Annotated in this window: 17 protein-coding genes; 12 read left to right on the top strand and 5 right to left on the bottom strand. The window is 56.5% G+C overall.

Annotated features, from left to right (window positions below; translation table 11 throughout):
- The first annotated feature begins 10 nt into the window (after positions 1 to 10).
- From GGR91_RS07255 to GGR91_RS07240, 4 genes are all read left to right on the top strand, one after another.
- Positions 11 to 724: an SIMPL domain-containing protein gene (locus GGR91_RS07255; protein WP_183941421.1), complete on the top strand. Its 714-nt coding sequence runs from the start codon at positions 11 to 13 to the stop codon at positions 722 to 724.
- A 72-nt stretch (positions 725 to 796) separates the two neighbouring features.
- The gene (locus GGR91_RS07250; protein WP_183941420.1) at positions 797 to 1,093 is read left to right on the top strand and encodes a hypothetical protein; all 297 of its coding nucleotides are present in this window, start codon (positions 797 to 799) and stop codon (positions 1,091 to 1,093) included.
- A gap of 72 nt (positions 1,094 to 1,165) precedes the next feature.
- A complete protein-coding gene (locus GGR91_RS07245) occupies positions 1,166 to 1,831 on the top strand; it encodes a response regulator transcription factor (protein ID WP_183941419.1) in 666 nt (221 codons plus the stop codon).
- A gap of 14 nt (positions 1,832 to 1,845) precedes the next feature.
- Complete coding sequence (locus tag GGR91_RS07240) at positions 1,846 to 3,225, top strand: sensor histidine kinase (RefSeq protein ID WP_246337066.1); 1,380 nt, start codon at positions 1,846 to 1,848, stop codon at positions 3,223 to 3,225.
- Here GGR91_RS07240 and GGR91_RS07235 read toward each other — a convergent pair whose 3' ends face one another.
- A complete protein-coding gene (locus GGR91_RS07235; RefSeq protein ID WP_183941418.1) occupies positions 3,226 to 3,513 on the bottom strand; it encodes a chorismate mutase in 288 nt (95 codons plus the stop codon).
- 96 nt (positions 3,514 to 3,609) lie between these two features.
- On the opposite strand from GGR91_RS07235, the gene GGR91_RS07230 reads away from it, so the two are divergent.
- The 3 genes from GGR91_RS07230 (at position 3,610) to GGR91_RS07220 (ending at position 7,495) form a co-directional block, all read left to right on the top strand.
- Positions 3,610 to 4,623, top strand: a complete 1,014-nt coding sequence (locus GGR91_RS07230) for a polyprenyl synthetase family protein (RefSeq protein ID WP_183941417.1) — start codon at positions 3,610 to 3,612, stop codon at positions 4,621 to 4,623.
- 65 nt (positions 4,624 to 4,688) lie between these two features.
- Positions 4,689 to 7,160 carry an ATP-dependent helicase HrpB gene (hrpB, locus tag GGR91_RS07225; protein ID WP_246337065.1) on the top strand — a complete coding sequence of 824 codons (2,472 nt, stop codon included), beginning with the start codon at positions 4,689 to 4,691 and terminating at the stop codon, positions 7,158 to 7,160.
- Between the two features lie 56 nt (positions 7,161 to 7,216).
- Positions 7,217 to 7,495 carry an ETC complex I subunit gene (locus GGR91_RS07220; RefSeq protein WP_183941416.1) on the top strand — a complete coding sequence of 93 codons (279 nt, stop codon included), beginning with the start codon at positions 7,217 to 7,219 and terminating at the stop codon, positions 7,493 to 7,495.
- Here GGR91_RS07220 and GGR91_RS07215 read toward each other — a convergent pair.
- The 4 genes from GGR91_RS07215 to GGR91_RS07200 are packed head-to-tail and all read right to left on the bottom strand — an operon-like array spanning position 7,492 to position 10,138.
- Entirely contained in the window at positions 7,492 to 8,010 is a 519-nt protein-coding gene (locus GGR91_RS07215) for an NUDIX hydrolase (protein WP_183941415.1), read from the bottom strand. The two genes, GGR91_RS07220 and GGR91_RS07215, sit on opposite strands and share 4 nt — an antisense overlap.
- A complete protein-coding gene (locus GGR91_RS07210) occupies positions 8,007 to 8,696 on the bottom strand; it encodes a TPM domain-containing protein (protein ID WP_183941414.1) in 690 nt (229 codons plus the stop codon). Before GGR91_RS07210 ends, GGR91_RS07215 begins: the two co-directional genes overlap by 4 nt.
- A gap of 11 nt (positions 8,697 to 8,707) precedes the next feature.
- The gene (locus tag GGR91_RS07205; protein WP_183941413.1) at positions 8,708 to 9,508 is read right to left on the bottom strand and encodes a TPM domain-containing protein; all 801 of its coding nucleotides are present in this window, start codon (positions 9,506 to 9,508) and stop codon (positions 8,708 to 8,710) included.
- A gap of 21 nt (positions 9,509 to 9,529) precedes the next feature.
- On the bottom strand, positions 9,530 to 10,138 hold the full coding sequence (locus tag GGR91_RS07200; protein WP_183941412.1) for a LemA family protein: 609 nt from the start codon (positions 10,136 to 10,138) through the stop codon (positions 9,530 to 9,532).
- A gap of 278 nt (positions 10,139 to 10,416) precedes the next feature.
- Between GGR91_RS07200 and GGR91_RS07195 the strand changes: the two genes are divergently transcribed.
- The 5 genes from GGR91_RS07195 (at position 10,417) to GGR91_RS07175 (ending at position 15,764) form a co-directional block, all read left to right on the top strand.
- Positions 10,417 to 11,613 (top strand): serine hydrolase domain-containing protein, encoded by a 1,197-nt coding sequence (locus GGR91_RS07195; protein WP_183941411.1) that lies wholly within the window; start codon positions 10,417 to 10,419, stop codon positions 11,611 to 11,613.
- Positions 11,614 to 11,758: 145 nt separating this feature from the next.
- Positions 11,759 to 12,868 carry an ABC transporter substrate-binding protein gene (locus tag GGR91_RS07190; RefSeq protein ID WP_183941410.1) on the top strand — a complete coding sequence of 370 codons (1,110 nt, stop codon included), beginning with the start codon at positions 11,759 to 11,761 and terminating at the stop codon, positions 12,866 to 12,868.
- 3 nt (positions 12,869 to 12,871) lie between these two features.
- Entirely contained in the window at positions 12,872 to 13,783 is a 912-nt protein-coding gene (locus GGR91_RS07185) for an ABC transporter permease (protein WP_183941409.1), read from the top strand.
- 2 nt (positions 13,784 to 13,785) lie between these two features.
- A complete protein-coding gene (locus GGR91_RS07180) occupies positions 13,786 to 14,622 on the top strand; it encodes an ABC transporter permease (RefSeq protein WP_183941408.1) in 837 nt (278 codons plus the stop codon).
- Positions 14,623 to 14,633: 11 nt separating this feature from the next.
- On the top strand, positions 14,634 to 15,764 hold the full coding sequence (locus tag GGR91_RS07175; RefSeq protein ID WP_183941407.1) for an ABC transporter ATP-binding protein: 1,131 nt from the start codon (positions 14,634 to 14,636) through the stop codon (positions 15,762 to 15,764).

Here is a 15,764-nt window from a genome sequence, read left to right as displayed (position 1 = left end):
GGAGCATATTATGCGTATAATGATTTTTGCCGCTTTGCTGGCAACCACAGGGTTGGCGTCGGGCGAAGCGATGGCCACGCAGGTTAGTATCACCGCCGCAAACCCCGTCATTGATCTGACGATCACCGAATCTGTTGACGCCAAGCCAGATATCGCGACCTTTTCAACCGGCGTCCAAAATATGGCACCAACGGCGACCGAGGCCGTCCGCGCGAACAACGTGCAAATGGCGTCGGTTGTTGCGCGGCTGAAGACATTGGGTATTGCCGAGCGCGATATCCAAACCACGCAGATCAGCCTTAACCAGCAATTTGATTATCGCGATGGGCGGCAAATTTTCAAAGGCTATCAGGCTTCGAACATGGTGACATCGAAACTGCGCGACCTGAAGAAACTGGGCGCGTTTCTGGATGCGCTTGCGGTCGATGGCGCGACAAGCTTCAATGGTCCGACATTCAGCGTTGATGATGACAGTGCGTTTCGCGGCGCTGCCCGTGACAAGGTTTGGGCAACCGCAATGAGCCGCGCACAAAATCTTGCACGAAAGGCTGGCTACAATGATGTCCGCGTCTTGCGCGTTGAAGAAACCGACAGCCAAGGCGGTGGCTATCCACGGCCCATGGTCTTGCGCGCGATGGATGCGTCGGAAAAGTCGACACCGATCGCGCCGGGTGAATTAAGCGTAGGGGCAACCCTTTCATTCACCTTTGAAATGGTGAAATAATCTTATCGGGCCGGTTGTGATGACCGGCCTCCATTCATTTTACGTTCAATGCCATGGGGGTAGTGCGCAGGAATGTTGAACCGAACTTCAATTTTCGCAGGGCTTTCGGCCATTGCGTTGCTGACGGCCTTTCCCGCCGATGCGCGTCGCGGCGAACAGGATGATGCACGTCAGGATATGGCGGCCGGAAAAGTGAAATCGCTGCGCGAGATCGAGGCAAGCGTCGTGCCGCGTATGCGCGGAATGCAATATCTGGGTCCTGAATATGATCCAAGCGCGCAGGTTTACCGGCTGAAGTTCATCAATAAGGACCGCGTTATCTTCGTCGATGTCGATGGAAAGACCGGCAACGTTCTGCGGCAACGCTGAATGAATTTTGCGGCAGGCGGCGAATCTGCTAGCCCGATTTTGGCAGAATATTTAACAATTTAAGGGGACAGCATGCGCATCTTGATCGTCGAAGACGAACCCACATTGGGCAAGCAATTAAAGTCCACCCTTGAAGGGGCTGGATATGCGGTTGATTTGTCCACCGACGGCGAAGACGGCCATTATATGGGCTCGACCGAAAATTACGATGCGGTCATTCTTGACCTGGGCCTGCCTGAAATTGATGGACTCACGGTTCTTGATCGCTGGCGCAAGGAAGGGCGGAAATTCCCCGTTCTGGTTCTGACGGCGCGTGACAGCTGGTCTGATAAGGTCGCTGGTCTTGATGCGGGTGCCGATGATTATCTGGCAAAGCCATTCCAGACAGAAGAGCTGATCGCGCGTCTTCGGGCGCTGATCCGCCGCGCGTCGGGCAATGCTTCGTCCGAACTTACCGTTGGCGAGGTTCGCCTTGATACACGCTCAGGCCGCGTCACGCTGGGCGGCGAGCCCGTGAAATTGACCGCGCAGGAATATAAATTGCTGTCCTACCTGATGCACCACAAGGGCAAGGTTGTGTCGCGGACCGAGTTGATTGAGCATATTTATGATCAGGATTTTGACCGCGATTCCAACACGATTGAAGTGTTCGTAACGCGCATCCGCAAAAAGCTTGGCCAAGATGTGATCTCGACGATCCGCGGCCTTGGCTATAGCCTTGAGGAACCCGTCAGCTGAACAAGCCGGTCGCCATGAAAACGGCCAATCAAGCACCGACGTGGCGAAGCCAGTTTCAGAGCACGGGTTCGCTGACCCGCCGGATGATTCTGACCGCTGCGGCGTGGATTACGATATTGTTGATCGGTGGCGGTGCCGCGCTTGACCGCGTGTTGGTCAATTCGGTCGAGCAGAATTTCGACAATCAGCTGGAATATGTTCTGACCGCGATGATTGCTTCGGCGGAAATCGGTCCCGATGGTGAAATCCGGATGAACCGCCCGTTGGGCGATCAGCGCTTTCTTGAACCCAACAGCGGCCTATATTGGCAAATCACCGGAAAGGGCGCGATGCCATTCCCATCCCGGTCATTATGGGACCGCGCATTAAGTGCGCCTGCCAATCATAACGACCAAGCCGTCCATTTCCGGAACAGCAACGAATTCGCCGAAGAACCCTTGCGCATTGCCGAACGCGCAATCAAGCTCCCCGATTCCGACATCGCGTGGACCTTCATGGTTGCGCAAAGCCGGGACAGCCTTGATCAGCAAATTATCGAGCTACGGTCCGTGCTGGTAACGAGTTTTCTTTTGCTCGGTCTTGGCCTCATTATTTTGGCCGCGCTCCAGACATTTTATGGCTTATGGCCGCTGCGTGCGGTGCGCAAAGCGATCGCGCAGATGCGCAGTGGCCGTGAAAGCCGGGTTACCGACGCCTTGCCGGACGAAGTCATGCCGATGGTCAATGAACTGAACGCCTTGCTGGACCATAATGAAAAGCAGGCCGAAGAATCGCGGCGTCATGCCGGGAATTTGGCGCATGCACTTAAAACGCCGCTCACGGTCATCATGAACAGTGCGACCGCGCAATCACCCGACCTCGCCGAAACCGTCATTCGCGAAGCCACGACCATGCGGCGTCAGGTGGACCATCATTTGGCGCGTGCGCGTGCCGTCGGACGGCGCGGGCATAGCCATAGCCGCGCGCAAGTATGGGACAGCCTTGAGTCCGTCGAACGCGCCGTCAGCCGCCTATATTCGCATGTCCGGCTCGACATGGCGGGCGATAAGGAAATCGCTGCCCGTGTTGAACGCCAGGATCTCGATGAAATGCTCGGCAACTTGATCGAAAATGCAGCCAAATATGGTGGCGGCAGCGTGTTTGTTACGGTCGAAGACGCAGGCGATTTTGTCGAAATGCTTATTGAGGACGATGGGAAGGGCATACCAGAAGGCGAGCGTGAACGTTTGTTCGACCGCGGCGCGCGTCTAGATACTGGTAAGCCGGGCACGGGGCTTGGCTTGGCGATTGTTCGCGATGTTGTTGAAATTTACGGCGGGACCGTCCGGCTTGAAGAAAGCGAAGATTTGGGCGGGTTGCTCGTGCGCCTCAGGTTACCCAAAGCGATCAGCTAATCAGCTTGCGTCGCGGATCTGCTGATGATGGCGGATGACTTCATCGATGATGAACCGCAGGAATTTTTCGGTAAAATCCGGATCAAGCTTCGCATCGCGGGCCAGTTGCCGAAGCCGTTCAATCTGCCGTTCTTCGCGGGCGGGATCGGCGGGTGGCAGCGCAGACTTTGCCTTAAACTCGCCCACCGCCTGCGTTATTTTAAAGCGCTCGGCCAGCATGAATACGAGCGCGGCATCGATATTGTCGATGCTTTCACGAAAACGGGTGAGGGTTTCTTGATCGTCCATGACTGCATCCTGTGCCGATAATGACTGCAACGGACAAGAGGAAATACGCCATTTGCACTTGCCTTGCGACGCGGCTGTCGTCAGAGCGAAACGATTATGACTGCAACCATACATAAAATCGGCGGAAATCGTGCGCCATCTTTGGAACCCATGTTCAAGCTGGTCGCACCCGGAATGAACAAGGTGAACGCGGTCATTTTGGACCGTATGCAGTCCGAAATCCCGCTTATTCCTGAACTGGCCGGGCATCTTATTGCTGGCGGTGGAAAGCGGATGCGCCCGATGCTGACATTGGCGTGCGCGCAGCTTCTCGATTATCCCGGCGACCGTCATCACAAGCTGGCGGCGGCCGTCGAGTTTATTCACACCGCAACCTTGCTGCACGATGATGTTGTCGACGGCAGCGACATGCGCCGCGGCAAAACCGCCGCCAACCTTATTTTCGGTAACCCTGCCGCTGTATTGGTCGGTGACTTTCTGTTCAGCCGTTCATTTGAGCTGATGGTCGAGGATGGATCGCTTAAGGTTCTCAAAATCTTGTCGAACGCGTCTGCCGTGATTGCAGAGGGTGAGGTCAATCAATTGACCGCCCAGCGGCAGATTTCGACGACCGAAGAAAAATATCTCGAAATCATTGGATCGAAGACTGCGGCGTTGTTCGCAGCGGCCTGCCGGATTGCGGCGGTCGTGGCCGAAAGCGGCGATGCGCAAGAAATGTCGCTGGACGCGTATGGTCGCAATCTGGGGATCGCATTTCAATTGGTTGACGACGCCATTGATTATGTGTCCGATGGCGCAACCATGGGCAAAGACAGCGGCGACGATTTCCGCGATGGCAAGGTAACCTTGCCCGTCATTCTGGCCCATATCCGTGGCAATGCCGATGAACAGAAATTCTGGCGCGATGCGATGCTTGGTAACCGGATTTCGGACGCAGATCTGAAGCATGCGCGCACATTGCTTCAGGCGCATAATGCGATTGACGACACGCTGGATCGCGCGCGGCATTATGGCCAACGCGCAATTGATGCGATTGCGCATTTCCCCAATGGTGAAGCCAAATCTGCGCTGACTGAGGCGGTCGAATTCGCCATAGCACGCGCATATTGATCGCACGGTCAGTGCCGATGCAGCACGGGCATAGGCGCAATTCATGACTACAGCCGCAAACCATCATGGCTGAACAGACATCGGACCAAATGCTGCCCGTCATGGCCGTTATGCCAGACCTGCTGGCATCGTTGCGTGCATCACCCAATGCCGTCCTGATTGCGCCGCCAGGGGCGGGCAAGACCACTATGGTCGCCCCGGCATTGTTGGATGAACCTTATTGCGATGGCCAGATTTTGCTGCTGTCCCCCCGCCGCCTTGCCGCGCGTATGGCGGCAGAGCGCATTGCGGAGGGGCTGGGCGAAGCCGTCGGGGGACGGGTTGGCTACACCACACGGTTGGATAGCAAACAAGGCCCCAATAGCCGTATATTGGTCATGACCGAGGGCATTTTTCGGAACCGTATCATTAGCGATCCTGAGCTTGCCGGCGTTTCTGCGGTGTTGTTTGACGAAGTCCATGAACGCAGCATCGACAGCGACTTTGGCCTTGCGCTTGCGCTTGAGGCACAAACCGCATTCCGGCCCGATCTACGTGTGCTGGCCATGTCGGCAACGTTGGATGGTTCCAGATTTTCGCAGTTGATGGGCGATGCACCAGTCGTCGAGAGCGATGGTGAAAGATGGCCGCTGGATTTCCGCTATGTCGGCCGCCGCGCCGAACAAGCCATCGAAGCGGATATCGTGCGCGCGGTCCGGCAGGCGTTGTCCGAGGAAGACGGCGATATTCTCGTTTTCTTACCCGGCGTGCGCGAGATTGATCGCGCCGTGGACAGTCTCGGTAGTATTGGCGAAAACATCGTCGTGCATAAACTGCATGGCCAAATTGACCCGGCGGCGCAAAGGCTCGCGGTCCGCCGTGACGCGCAGCAGCGCCGGAAAATCATTTTTGCGACCAACATCGCCGAGACCAGCCTGACCATTGATGGCGTTCGCATCGTCATCGACAGCGGCTTGGCGCGGCGCGCGCGGTTCGACCAAGCCGCTGGCGTTACCCGGCTGGTGACCGAGCGCGCGAGCCTGTCTGCGGTAACCCAGCGGGCAGGGCGTGCCGCGCGGCAGCAGGCGGGCGTTGCCTATCGGCTGTGGCAGGAAGCCGGCAATGGCGGGCTTCCCCCATTTGACCCGCCCGAAATATTGGAAAGCGATCTCGCGCCGTTGCTGCTCGACTGCGCACGTTGGGGGGAGAATGATCCGACCAAGTTGCGCTGGCTTGATGGCCCGCCAGCACCCGCGCTTCAGCAAGCGCGAAAGTTGCTGTTGTCTATCAACGCGCTCGACGCGTCGGGGCATATTACGCCGCATGGCGTTCAGCTTGCGGACCTCCCATTACCGCCACCGCTCGCACATATGGTCGTAGAAGCGTCCAAGAGCGGACAGGGTGAGGATGCAGCGATGCTGGCCCTGCTGCTGCAGGAACGCGGACTTGGCGGGCAAGGCGAGAATATCGAAACGCGGTTTGAACGCTTTGTCGGCGAACGCAGCCCTAAGGCGGATGCCGCACGCAAGCTGGCGCAGCGCATATCGCGGATGTGCCGCAGCGGCGCTGGCGGACAAGAACCGCTCAGCATCGGCGGCCTCATCGCCACCGCCTATCCCGATCGCATTGCCAAGCGCCGCGATAACAAAGGCGAAAAATGGATTAGCGCGATGGGACGCGGGTTGCAGTTGGATACCGCGTCGCTTCTGGCGCGCGAAGAATGGCTCGCGGTGGCCGATGTTCAAGGCGCCGCATCGGGCGCGCGCATATTGTCCGCCGCGCCACTGACGGAAGCCGAGATACTCAGCCATTTTGCCGAGCGGATAACGCAGGAAGAGACCCTGTCTTACGATAAGAACGCCGACCGCGTGGATGCACGCGCGCAGCGGCGGATCGGTGCGATCGTCTTAAGCGAAGGTCGCATAGAAAAACCCGACCAAGCGGCCGTGGCGCGTGCGTTACTGGCCGCGGTGCGCGAAATGGGTGTGGGTGCACTGCCATGGTCAAAAGCGGCGCTGGCGCTTCGTGAGCGCGCACAATTTGCGGGCATTGCTGCTGTCAGTGACGAGGCATTATTGGAAGCGGCGGAGCAATGGCTTTTGCCGCTGCTGATCGGCGTGAACCGGTTGCGCGATGTGTCACCCTCGGCATTGTCGACAGCGCTCGACAATATGCTGGGCTGGGATCAGCGCACCCGCATTGACCAAATTGCGCCAGCATCCTTTGTCAGTCCGCCAGGAACGACCCATGCCATCGATTATGCAGCAGAGGCCGGGCCAACGGTTGAGCTGCGCGTACAGGGCTTGTTTGGCCTTGATAGCCATCCCACGGTTGGCGCGGAGCGCATCGCGTTGGTGTTAAGCCTGACGTCGCCTGCTGGCCGTCCCATCCAGACCACCCGCAATCTGCCAGAGTTTTGGCGCGGTAGCTGGCGGGACGTGGCCAAAGAAATGCGGGGCAGATATCCTCGGCATAACTGGCCCGATGCGCCTTGGGAGAGTGTGGCCAGCCTGAAGACGAAGAAGGCGCAAGCGCGCGATGTGCCCCGCAACGCTTGACGAATCCAGTGCCGTTCGGGCAAGGCATTCGCGAACGTAATTTTCAGGAAATATCCATGTCAGCCCGTATTTTTCAGCGTCCCAAAAATGCCATGCAATCGGGCCGTGGCCACACGGACGAGTGGGTACTCGAGTTTCAGTCGAATGAACCGCGCAAGGCCGATCCGCTGATGGGTTGGGCGGGGTCAGGCGACACGCAATCGCAGGTCCGTTTGACCTTTCCAACGCTTGATGCCGCGCGCGCTTATGCCGACAAAAATGGCATCGCTGCGACCTACATTCCAACACCGCCGAAGACCCTGAAGCTTCAGGCTTATGCGGATAACTTCCGTTAAAACAGCATCCCGGGCAGCATCAGCAGCTTGACGTCGACAACGCAGCCCTCGTCGCGCTTGGATTGAACGAAGCGGGGCACATCGGGCAGGGCAACGCGATGGACGATGATATTCTCGCCATCAACACCGCCGCCTTCGCTTATTTTCGTAAGGCCATGTGCGCGCACCAGTGAAAAGCTTTCGCTGACCATGCCGGGGGATGAGAAAAACTCGCCGACGATTTCGAGGGTGTCTGCCCGATAGCCGGTTTCTTCCTCAAGCTCGCGTGCGGCAGAGGTGAGCGTGTCCTCGTCTTCGTCATGGTCGCCAATCAGACCAGCGGGAAGCTCGATGCAATTTGCGCCAAGAGGCACGCGATATTGTTCGACAAGCAGGACATGGTCATCTTCGACCGCCAAGATAACGCCTGCCTTGATACCGCGCGCGCGACTGACATATTCCCATGTTCCGCGTGTCTTCGCCGTGATGAAGCGGCCTTGCCACATCACGTTTTCGACGTCCTCGTCTGCATTCATAGCTGGATAAGCCTGTCCGGTAGTTCGTTGGGGTTTTCGCTGCCTTTGGGGAAATGATCCGCCAAAACAACACCCATTTGCGCAACGGCGGCGGCAACACCCTGTCCGGGGTTACCCGCCTTCACATGGTCAAGCAGCGCAACCATGGCATCGCCCCAAACTTCTGGCGCGACCTTTGATGCAATGGCTTCGTCCGCGACGATTTCGGCACGATGTTCCAACATCGACAAATATAACAAAACGCCGGTGCGACCGACGGTCTTGGATTCGGTTCCGACCTTAAACAGGCTGATCGCATGGTTACGCACGCGTGCCAATTTTGTCGCTTTGGGTGTTAGCCAAAGACGCAACGGCATCCATTTCAGAATCAGCCATGTCCCAACCCATTTCAGGGCAACCGCTGTCAGAAGCAGCGCGACATATTCGTTGGTAGTATATTCATGGCCCCAACCACCGGTCAGGCGGTTGATGAGGCCGATGTAGGCGTTAGGGAACGTCGCATAGGTTGCAAGCGCCACAAAGGCGACGCCGCTTGCCCAGGCGATGCCGATGTCTTCATAATGATCGGACAGATCGGTGACGATGGTCACGATTTCGCCGCTTGTGTGATGCTCGGCATCCGCAACTGCAGCCGTTACCAATTCGAGGTCGGCTTCGGTCATCCGGCTAATTTTAGTTAAGGCCATAACGATACTTTCTACCAACCACCCGAAGCACCGCCGCCGCCGAAGCTGCCGCCGCCCCCGCCAAAACCACCGCCGCCGAAGCCGCCACCACCGCCGAAGCCGCCACCACCGCCGAAGCCACCGCCACCGCCCCAGATGATGACCGGAGCGATGCCGCCGCGCCGGTGCTTGCGCCCGCCACCGTTCATCGACCGGATCATCGGCAGAAATACGAAGAAGATCAGGAACAGGATGAAGATAATCGCGCCGAACGGTATGCCTTCGTCCTTGCCCTGACGTTGCTCCGCCGCTTGCGCGATTTTGGCGGCTTCGTCGGCCGGTAACTCAAGCTGCGTGACGATGCGGTCGACACCGGCATTAATACCGCCGGCAAAATCACCCGCCTTGAAAAGTGGCGTGATGTCGTTGCGAATGATGGTTGATGACAGGCCGTCGGTCAGGACGGGTTCAAGACCATAGCCAACCTCGATCCGCATTTTGCGTTCATTGGGCGCGACGATCAGGATCGCGCCATTGTCTTTTTCGGTCTCGCCTTTGCCATCCTGCCCAAGCGCCCATTGGCGGCCAAGCCGATATCCATAATCGGATATTTCATAGCCTTCGAGGCTGTTTAATGTCGCCACCACCAACTGCCGCTTGGTGCGCGTTTCCAGCCCCTGCAGCTTGGCGGTCAACGCCGCCTCTTGCTGCGGATCGAGCAAGTCCGCCTGATCGACAACGCGGCCCGAAAGCGTGGGGAAGTTTTGCGCAAGCGCTGCCTGACCGGTTAAGGTCAAAAGCAGCGCTGTCAGCAGGCCAAGGGCCTTTTTCATGTGTGTCATCCCAACAAGGGGTTAAGTTGCAGGCGCCATATCAAGCGCCGGTGCGGTTTCGGCGCCTTGCGTGGTGGCTTGATATGGGATCATCGGTTGCGCGCCATGGATGATCTTCGCGCCGATGATATCGGGGAATGTGCGGATGGTGGTGTTATACCCACGCACAGCCTCGTTATAATCGCGCAAGGTGATGCGCACGCGGTTTTCCTGACCTTCCAGCTGATCCTGCAGTTTCAGATAGCCCTCTTGGCTCTTCAACTGCGGATATTGCTCAACCGATACGAGAAGCCGCGAGAGGCTGCCCGACAATTGGTTTTGCGCAGCCTGAAAAGCAGCCATTTTTGCGGGATCGCTCAGGTCATCAGGATTGACCTGAATATTTGGTGACGTCGCGCGCGCGCGCGCCTCGATGACTTCGGTCAAGGTTTTGTTTTCCTGCGCAGCTGCACCTTTGACGACATTCGCCAAGTTGGGAATAAGGTTCGCGCGCTCTTGAAACGCGGCCTGGACGTCGGCCCATTTTGCCTTGGCATTTTCCTCAGCGGTCGGAACGCTGTTGATGCCGCAGCTTGCAAGAGAGAGGGCCGCAGCGGTTAATAGCAAAGATTTTACAACTTGGTTACGCATCGAAAGAGCTCCTCCAACGGGCTGTCGCCCAGATTTCAGCCGTTTAACCGGCGTGTGTTACATACATAAGGCGCAGGTCCCGCTTTCGCAATGTCTGCTATCGTTTGTGCATGCAATCTGGCATGTTTTCGGTGTCCAGCACTGTAAAGCGATGCGCCGCCCAATGGTTGTGATGATAAATTCATTTCGCTTTCGCGCTATTATCTGATGTATTGCGAAGGTGGATTCAGGGACGGCGGAATGAACGTCGCTCAAAAAATGACCGGTGGGGGAGCAAGATGAAAAAATGGATATTGGGTATAATTATCGTGATCGCGGCTGCGGCTGGCGGTTTCTGGGCCAGCGCGGACAAGGATATGAAAGCGCTCATCTCGCACCTGCCGACGGACGCTAATGTGCTGTTCTGGAGCGTTGAGCAACGCGACGCCGGTTTCCGCGCATTGGACCGCATTCCCATATTGGCGAAATCGAACATCATCAAAACGGGTGACACGGTCTATCCCATGCCCAAGGGCGAGCCGCTGAACATTGATATGGATGTCGACGCCTATATGAAGGCGCAGCGTACCGCTGGCCTCGTCATTGTCCAAGATGGCAAGATCCGTGTTGAAAAATACGGTCTCGATTTTGATGCGCAGGGCAAGTGGACAAGCTTCTCCGTCGCCAAGTCCTTCACCTCAACATTGGTCGGTGCCGCCATTAAGGATGGCTATATCAAAAGCGTCGACGACATGGTCTCGGCCTATATTCCCGATCTAAAGGGTTCTGCTTATGACGACGTGACCATTGCGCAGCTGCTGACGATGACGTCGGGCGTAAGATGGAATGAGGATTATGCCGATCCCAAATCCGACGTCGCATTGTTCAACCTGCACAAGCCCGAAAAGGGCATGGATGTAACGGTCAGCTATATGCGCAATTTGCCGCGTGAAGCGCCCGCCGGAACGAAGTGGGTGTATAAGACTGGCGAAACCAACCTGATCGGCGTGTTGGTCAGTTCTGCCACCAAGAAAAAGCTGTCTGATTATCTGTCCGAAAAGGTCTGGGCACCTTATGGCATGGAACAAGACGCAAGCTGGCTTTTGGGTTCAACCGGGCATGAAATCAGCGGCTGCTGCATTCAGGCCTCGACCCGTGATTATGCCCGTTTTGGCTTGTTCGTTATGGGTGGTGCCAAGATAAACGGGCAGAGCATATGGCCGGATAACTGGTTGGCATCTGCGACGGTGAAGCAAGCCGACATCGGTATGGCTGGCAGGGGCTATGGCTATCAATGGTGGACCTATGATGACGGCAGCTATGCCGCCCAAGGTATTTTCGGGCAGGGCATCTTCATTGATCCCAAACGGAAGCTGATCATTGCGTCCAACAGCAATTGGCCAAAGGCGACCGATCCCGACACCGTGGGTGCAGGGCGTGAAGCCTTCTACAAGGCGGTCCAAGCTGCGGTCGACGCCGACGCGAAGAAGCGTTGAATGAGGTGTTATGTTGCGGTGCACAATAATTGCGTTAAATCGCAATAAAATTGCGCCGCAACACGCGGAAAAAAGGGTCTTTTCTAAGTCCCATTAATAGTCCAGCATGTGCATGTTAACGATATGCTTCTGCTGGAGATTAATCATGGACTTTAAGACGTTTTTACACGCGGGCAGCAACCGCCGGGCCATGTTAAAAGGGATGGGCGTTGCCGCTGTTGGTTTCTCGCTGACCGGCGCGCTTGCTGGTTGCGGTGAGAAAGAAGCGAAGAAGCTGGCCAATGGTGAAGAGGCGAAGCTGAACTTCTACAATTGGGACACCTATATCGGCGAAACCACCTTGGAAGATTATAAGGACAGCGCTGGCGTAGACGTCAACATGACGCTGTTCGCCAGCAATGACGAACTGTTCGCCAAGCTGCGCGCCGGAAACCCGGGCTATGACGTTATCGTCCCATCCAATGATTTTGTGGAGCGTATGGCCGCGGCCGATATGCTGATGCCGCTTGATCAAGCGCAAATTCCGAACTTCAAAAATGTTGCCAAAGATTATCAGGATGTCCCCTATGATCCGGCACGCAAATATTCGATGCCTTACACCTGGTTGGCGCTGGGCATTGGCTACCGCAAGTCCAAGGTGAAGGCTGTGCCGGACAGCTGGAAAGTGCTGTTCGACAGTGATGAATATAAAGGCCGCATCGCCGTGCTGTCCGAGGCGGGCGACATGTTCCGGCTTTACGGGAAATATATGGGCAAGTCGGTCAACGGCCTGACCGATGCCGATTTGAAGGCCATCGAAGCCATGATGATCAAGCAAAAGCCGAACATCAAAGCCTTCCACGAAGACAATGGTCAGGACTTGTTGCTTAAGGGCGAAGTCGATCTGGTGCTCGAATATAATGGCGACATTGCGCAGGCGATGGTCGAAGATTCCGACATTGGTTTTGTCATTCCCAAAGAAGGCAGCCAGCTGAACTCCGACAATCTGTGCATTCCCAAGGGCGCGCCGCATCCGAAAAATGCCCACGCATTCATCAACTATTTGCTGGATGCCGAAGCTGGCAAAAAGATTACCGAAACGATTTTGTATCCAACGCCAAATGACGCCGCAAAGGCGCTGATGCCCGATGCGTACAAGAACAATCCGGTCATCTTCCCGCCAGCAGATGTTTTGGCGAAATGCGAATATGCAAAGTTCAATCCAGAGCTTCAGCCAAAATATGAGGAGGCGTTCACCCGCGTGCGGGCGGCCTAAAATATGTCGGGGGCGCTGCAAGACTGGAAAAGCCAGAAGAAACCTTTTGCCGCCGTTGTTACGGCACCGGTATTCTGGCTCGCCCTGTTCTTTGTGGCACCCATGGCCATTGTTTGGCTGTACAGCTTTGGGCAGAATGCCGGGCCTGCCGACATTGAAATTTCCGGCACGCTCGACAATTACAAGCGCGCGACCGAGTGGCTGTATGTATCGATTTTTCTGAAAAGCTTTGCGGTCGCGGGGCTGACCACGCTCTTGTGCCTGATCATCGGCTTTCCGGTTGCCATGGCGATTACCTTCGCCGCGCCAAAATGGCGACCATGGCTGCTGCTTGGCATCATGCTGCCCTTTTGGACCAATCTGTTAATCCGCACTTATGCGTTGATGGCGCTGATGGGCACCAACGGATATATGAACAAGGGCTTGGCCGGACTGTGGGAAGGCGCCAGTTGGCTGCGTACGCTTGTCGGCATGCAGCCGCTCGACGCGTGGACGCCCGTGCAGTTGCTGTACAATAATTTCGCGGTCGTGCTTGGGCTGGTCTATGTCCATCTGCCTTTCATGGTCTTGCCGCTCTATTCCGCGCTCGACCGGCTGGACAAAAGCCTGATTGAGGCCAGCCTCGATTTGGGGGCAGGGCATCTCAAAACCTTTATGCAGATCGTGGTTCCGCTGGCCGCACCGGGCATTGTCGCGGGCGTGATGATTACATTGATCCCGGCACTTGGTGCGTATCTGACCCCTGATCTTATGGGCGGGACAGACAGCCAGATGATCGCCAATGTTATCGAACGGCAATTCAAACGTGCGAATGACTGGCCATTTGGCGCTGCGCTTTCGTTCCTGCTCATCTACGCAATGTTCATTCTGATCGCGTTTCAATCGATGCGTTCGAACAAAGTGAAGGCGGCGTGAAGATGTTCAATCGCACCCCCATCGCGCCGTTGGAATATACCAGAAAGCTGTGGATGCGCAGTTGGGTCGGATTGACCATGCTGTTCCTCTACGCGCCGCTCATCATATTGATGATCTTCAGTTTTAACGACAGTAAGCGCAATGTCGTGTGGAAGGGCTTTACCCTCAAATATTATGAGAAAGCGCTGAACAACGACAGTCTGGTGGAGGCGTTGGTCAACTCGCTCACCATCGCGGCGCTTGCGACGATCGTCAGCCTTGTGATTGGCGCACTCGCGGCGGTTGCGCTCTGGCGGTTCCGGTTTCCGTTCAAGGGGCTGGTCGAAGGGACCATGTCCCTGCCGATTATTGTTCCTGAGATTTGTTTGGGCGTCGCATTTTTGATCTTTTTTGCGAAAGTCGACTGGCCAACCGATTTGGCATGGCCGCTCAATCTTTCCGCGATCACGATTGCGCATATTACGTTCTGTTTCCCGTTCGTTGCCATGGTTGTGCGTGCGCGCTTGGCGAGTTTTAACAAGGAAGAGGAAGAGGCCGCAAAGGACCTTGGCGCGACGGAATGGCAGGCGTTTCGCGATGTCCTGCTGCCGCACATACGGCCGGCGTTGGTGGCCGGTGCGCTTTTGGCGTTCACGCTTAGTCTCGATGATTTCGTCATCACCTTTTTCACCAGCGGTCCGGACACGATTACCTTCCCGGTGAAGGTATATTCGATGGTCCGTTTCTCGGTCACGCCAGAGGTGAACGCCGCGTCGACAATCCTCATCCTCCTTACTGTCATCCTGACCTTCATCGCGCTGAAACTGCAGGGCGTGAAGGGCATTGCGGAAACCCATTAGAGATCATGCTTATGACCCAAGCCAAACAGCCCATCATTCAAATCCGCAATGTGTCCAAACGCTTTGGCAAGGTGACCGCTGTCGATAATATCAGTCTGGATATTCTCGCAGGCGAATTCTTCGTTCTGTTGGGACCGTCCGGCTGCGGCAAAACCACGCTGCTGCGGATGATCGCCGGCTTTGAAATGCCGACCGAGGGGCAGATCTTTATCGACGGGCAGGATATGAGCCTTGTGCCGCCGAACAAGCGGCCCGTGAACATGGTATTCCAAAGCTACGCCGTCTTTCCGCACATGAACGTCACCGACAATGTCGGCTATGGCCTGCGCATAGCTGGCGTATCTAAGGGCGAGATTCGCGACCGCGTTGCCGAAGCGCTTGAGCTGGTGAAATTGGGCGGATTTGAAGACCGGATGCCGGACCAGATGTCGGGTGGGCAGCGCCAGCGCGTTGCCCTCGCGCGCAGTCTGGTGATGCGGCCAAAGGTGCTGTTGCTCGATGAACCTTTGTCTGCGCTCGACGCCAAATTGCGCGCGCAGATGCAGTTTGAATTGGCTGATCTGCAGGACAAGGTCGGCATTACCTTTGTCACGGTCACGCATGATCAGGATGAGGCATTGTCGATGGCAAGCCGGGTTGCCGTCATCAACAAAGGCGAAGTCGCACAGCTTGCGCCACCTGCTGATCTCTATGAATATCCCGCCAACCGCTTCGTGGCCGATTTTGTGGGTTCCGTGAACATTTTTGAGGGCAAGTTGACGCTGGACGAGCCGGATAAGGCCGCCGTTGATTGCCCCGGCCTTGGCAAAATTTACCTCAACCATGGTGTCACCGGACCGCATGGCGCCGATGTCTGGGTCGCGCTGCGTCCCGAAAAGATTTACCTGCATGTGCCCGGCGAAGGCAAAGCCGTTCGCGCAGCCGCCCAAGACGCCCCCGATGGCCACAACCTCGCGCGCGGCACGATTAAGGGCATGAGCTATCTCGGCGATATCACGCTGTATGAAATCCAGCTGGATGGCGGACAGATGATCCGCGTCAGCCGCCCAAACCTGTCACGCCATGATCAAGAGGATTTCACATGGGACGACAAGGTCAGCATGCACTGGCGTGCGGACAGCCCCGTGGTCCTATTAAGCTAG

This window comes from Sphingorhabdus rigui (genome assembly GCF_014196595.1).
Lineage (GTDB): Bacteria > Pseudomonadota > Alphaproteobacteria > Sphingomonadales > Sphingomonadaceae > Sphingorhabdus_B > Sphingorhabdus_B rigui.
This window is presented reverse-complemented; position numbering and strand designations above follow the sequence as displayed.

Coding starts and splice junctions, on each gene's coding strand:
- GGR91_RS07255 (WP_183941421.1), top strand. CDS start 11: ATGCGTATAATGATTTTTGCCGCTTTGCTGGCAACCACAGGGTTGGCG.
- GGR91_RS07250 (WP_183941420.1), top strand. CDS start 797: ATGTTGAACCGAACTTCAATTTTCGCAGGGCTTTCGGCCATTGCGTTG.
- GGR91_RS07245 (WP_183941419.1), top strand. CDS start 1,166: ATGCGCATCTTGATCGTCGAAGACGAACCCACATTGGGCAAGCAATTA.
- GGR91_RS07240 (WP_246337066.1), top strand. CDS start 1,846: ATGAAAACGGCCAATCAAGCACCGACGTGGCGAAGCCAGTTTCAGAGC.
- GGR91_RS07235 (WP_183941418.1), bottom strand. CDS start 3,513: ATGGACGATCAAGAAACCCTCACCCGTTTTCGTGAAAGCATCGACAAT.
- GGR91_RS07230 (WP_183941417.1), top strand. CDS start 3,610: ATGACTGCAACCATACATAAAATCGGCGGAAATCGTGCGCCATCTTTG.
- hrpB (WP_246337065.1), top strand. CDS start 4,689: ATGGCTGAACAGACATCGGACCAAATGCTGCCCGTCATGGCCGTTATG.
- GGR91_RS07220 (WP_183941416.1), top strand. CDS start 7,217: ATGTCAGCCCGTATTTTTCAGCGTCCCAAAAATGCCATGCAATCGGGC.
- GGR91_RS07215 (WP_183941415.1), bottom strand. CDS start 8,010: ATGAATGCAGACGAGGACGTCGAAAACGTGATGTGGCAAGGCCGCTTC.
- GGR91_RS07210 (WP_183941414.1), bottom strand. CDS start 8,696: ATGGCCTTAACTAAAATTAGCCGGATGACCGAAGCCGACCTCGAATTG.
- GGR91_RS07205 (WP_183941413.1), bottom strand. CDS start 9,508: ATGAAAAAGGCCCTTGGCCTGCTGACAGCGCTGCTTTTGACCTTAACC.
- GGR91_RS07200 (WP_183941412.1), bottom strand. CDS start 10,138: ATGCGTAACCAAGTTGTAAAATCTTTGCTATTAACCGCTGCGGCCCTC.
- GGR91_RS07195 (WP_183941411.1), top strand. CDS start 10,417: ATGAAAAAATGGATATTGGGTATAATTATCGTGATCGCGGCTGCGGCT.
- GGR91_RS07190 (WP_183941410.1), top strand. CDS start 11,759: ATGGACTTTAAGACGTTTTTACACGCGGGCAGCAACCGCCGGGCCATG.
- GGR91_RS07185 (WP_183941409.1), top strand. CDS start 12,872: ATGTCGGGGGCGCTGCAAGACTGGAAAAGCCAGAAGAAACCTTTTGCC.
- GGR91_RS07180 (WP_183941408.1), top strand. CDS start 13,786: ATGTTCAATCGCACCCCCATCGCGCCGTTGGAATATACCAGAAAGCTG.
- GGR91_RS07175 (WP_183941407.1), top strand. CDS start 14,634: ATGACCCAAGCCAAACAGCCCATCATTCAAATCCGCAATGTGTCCAAA.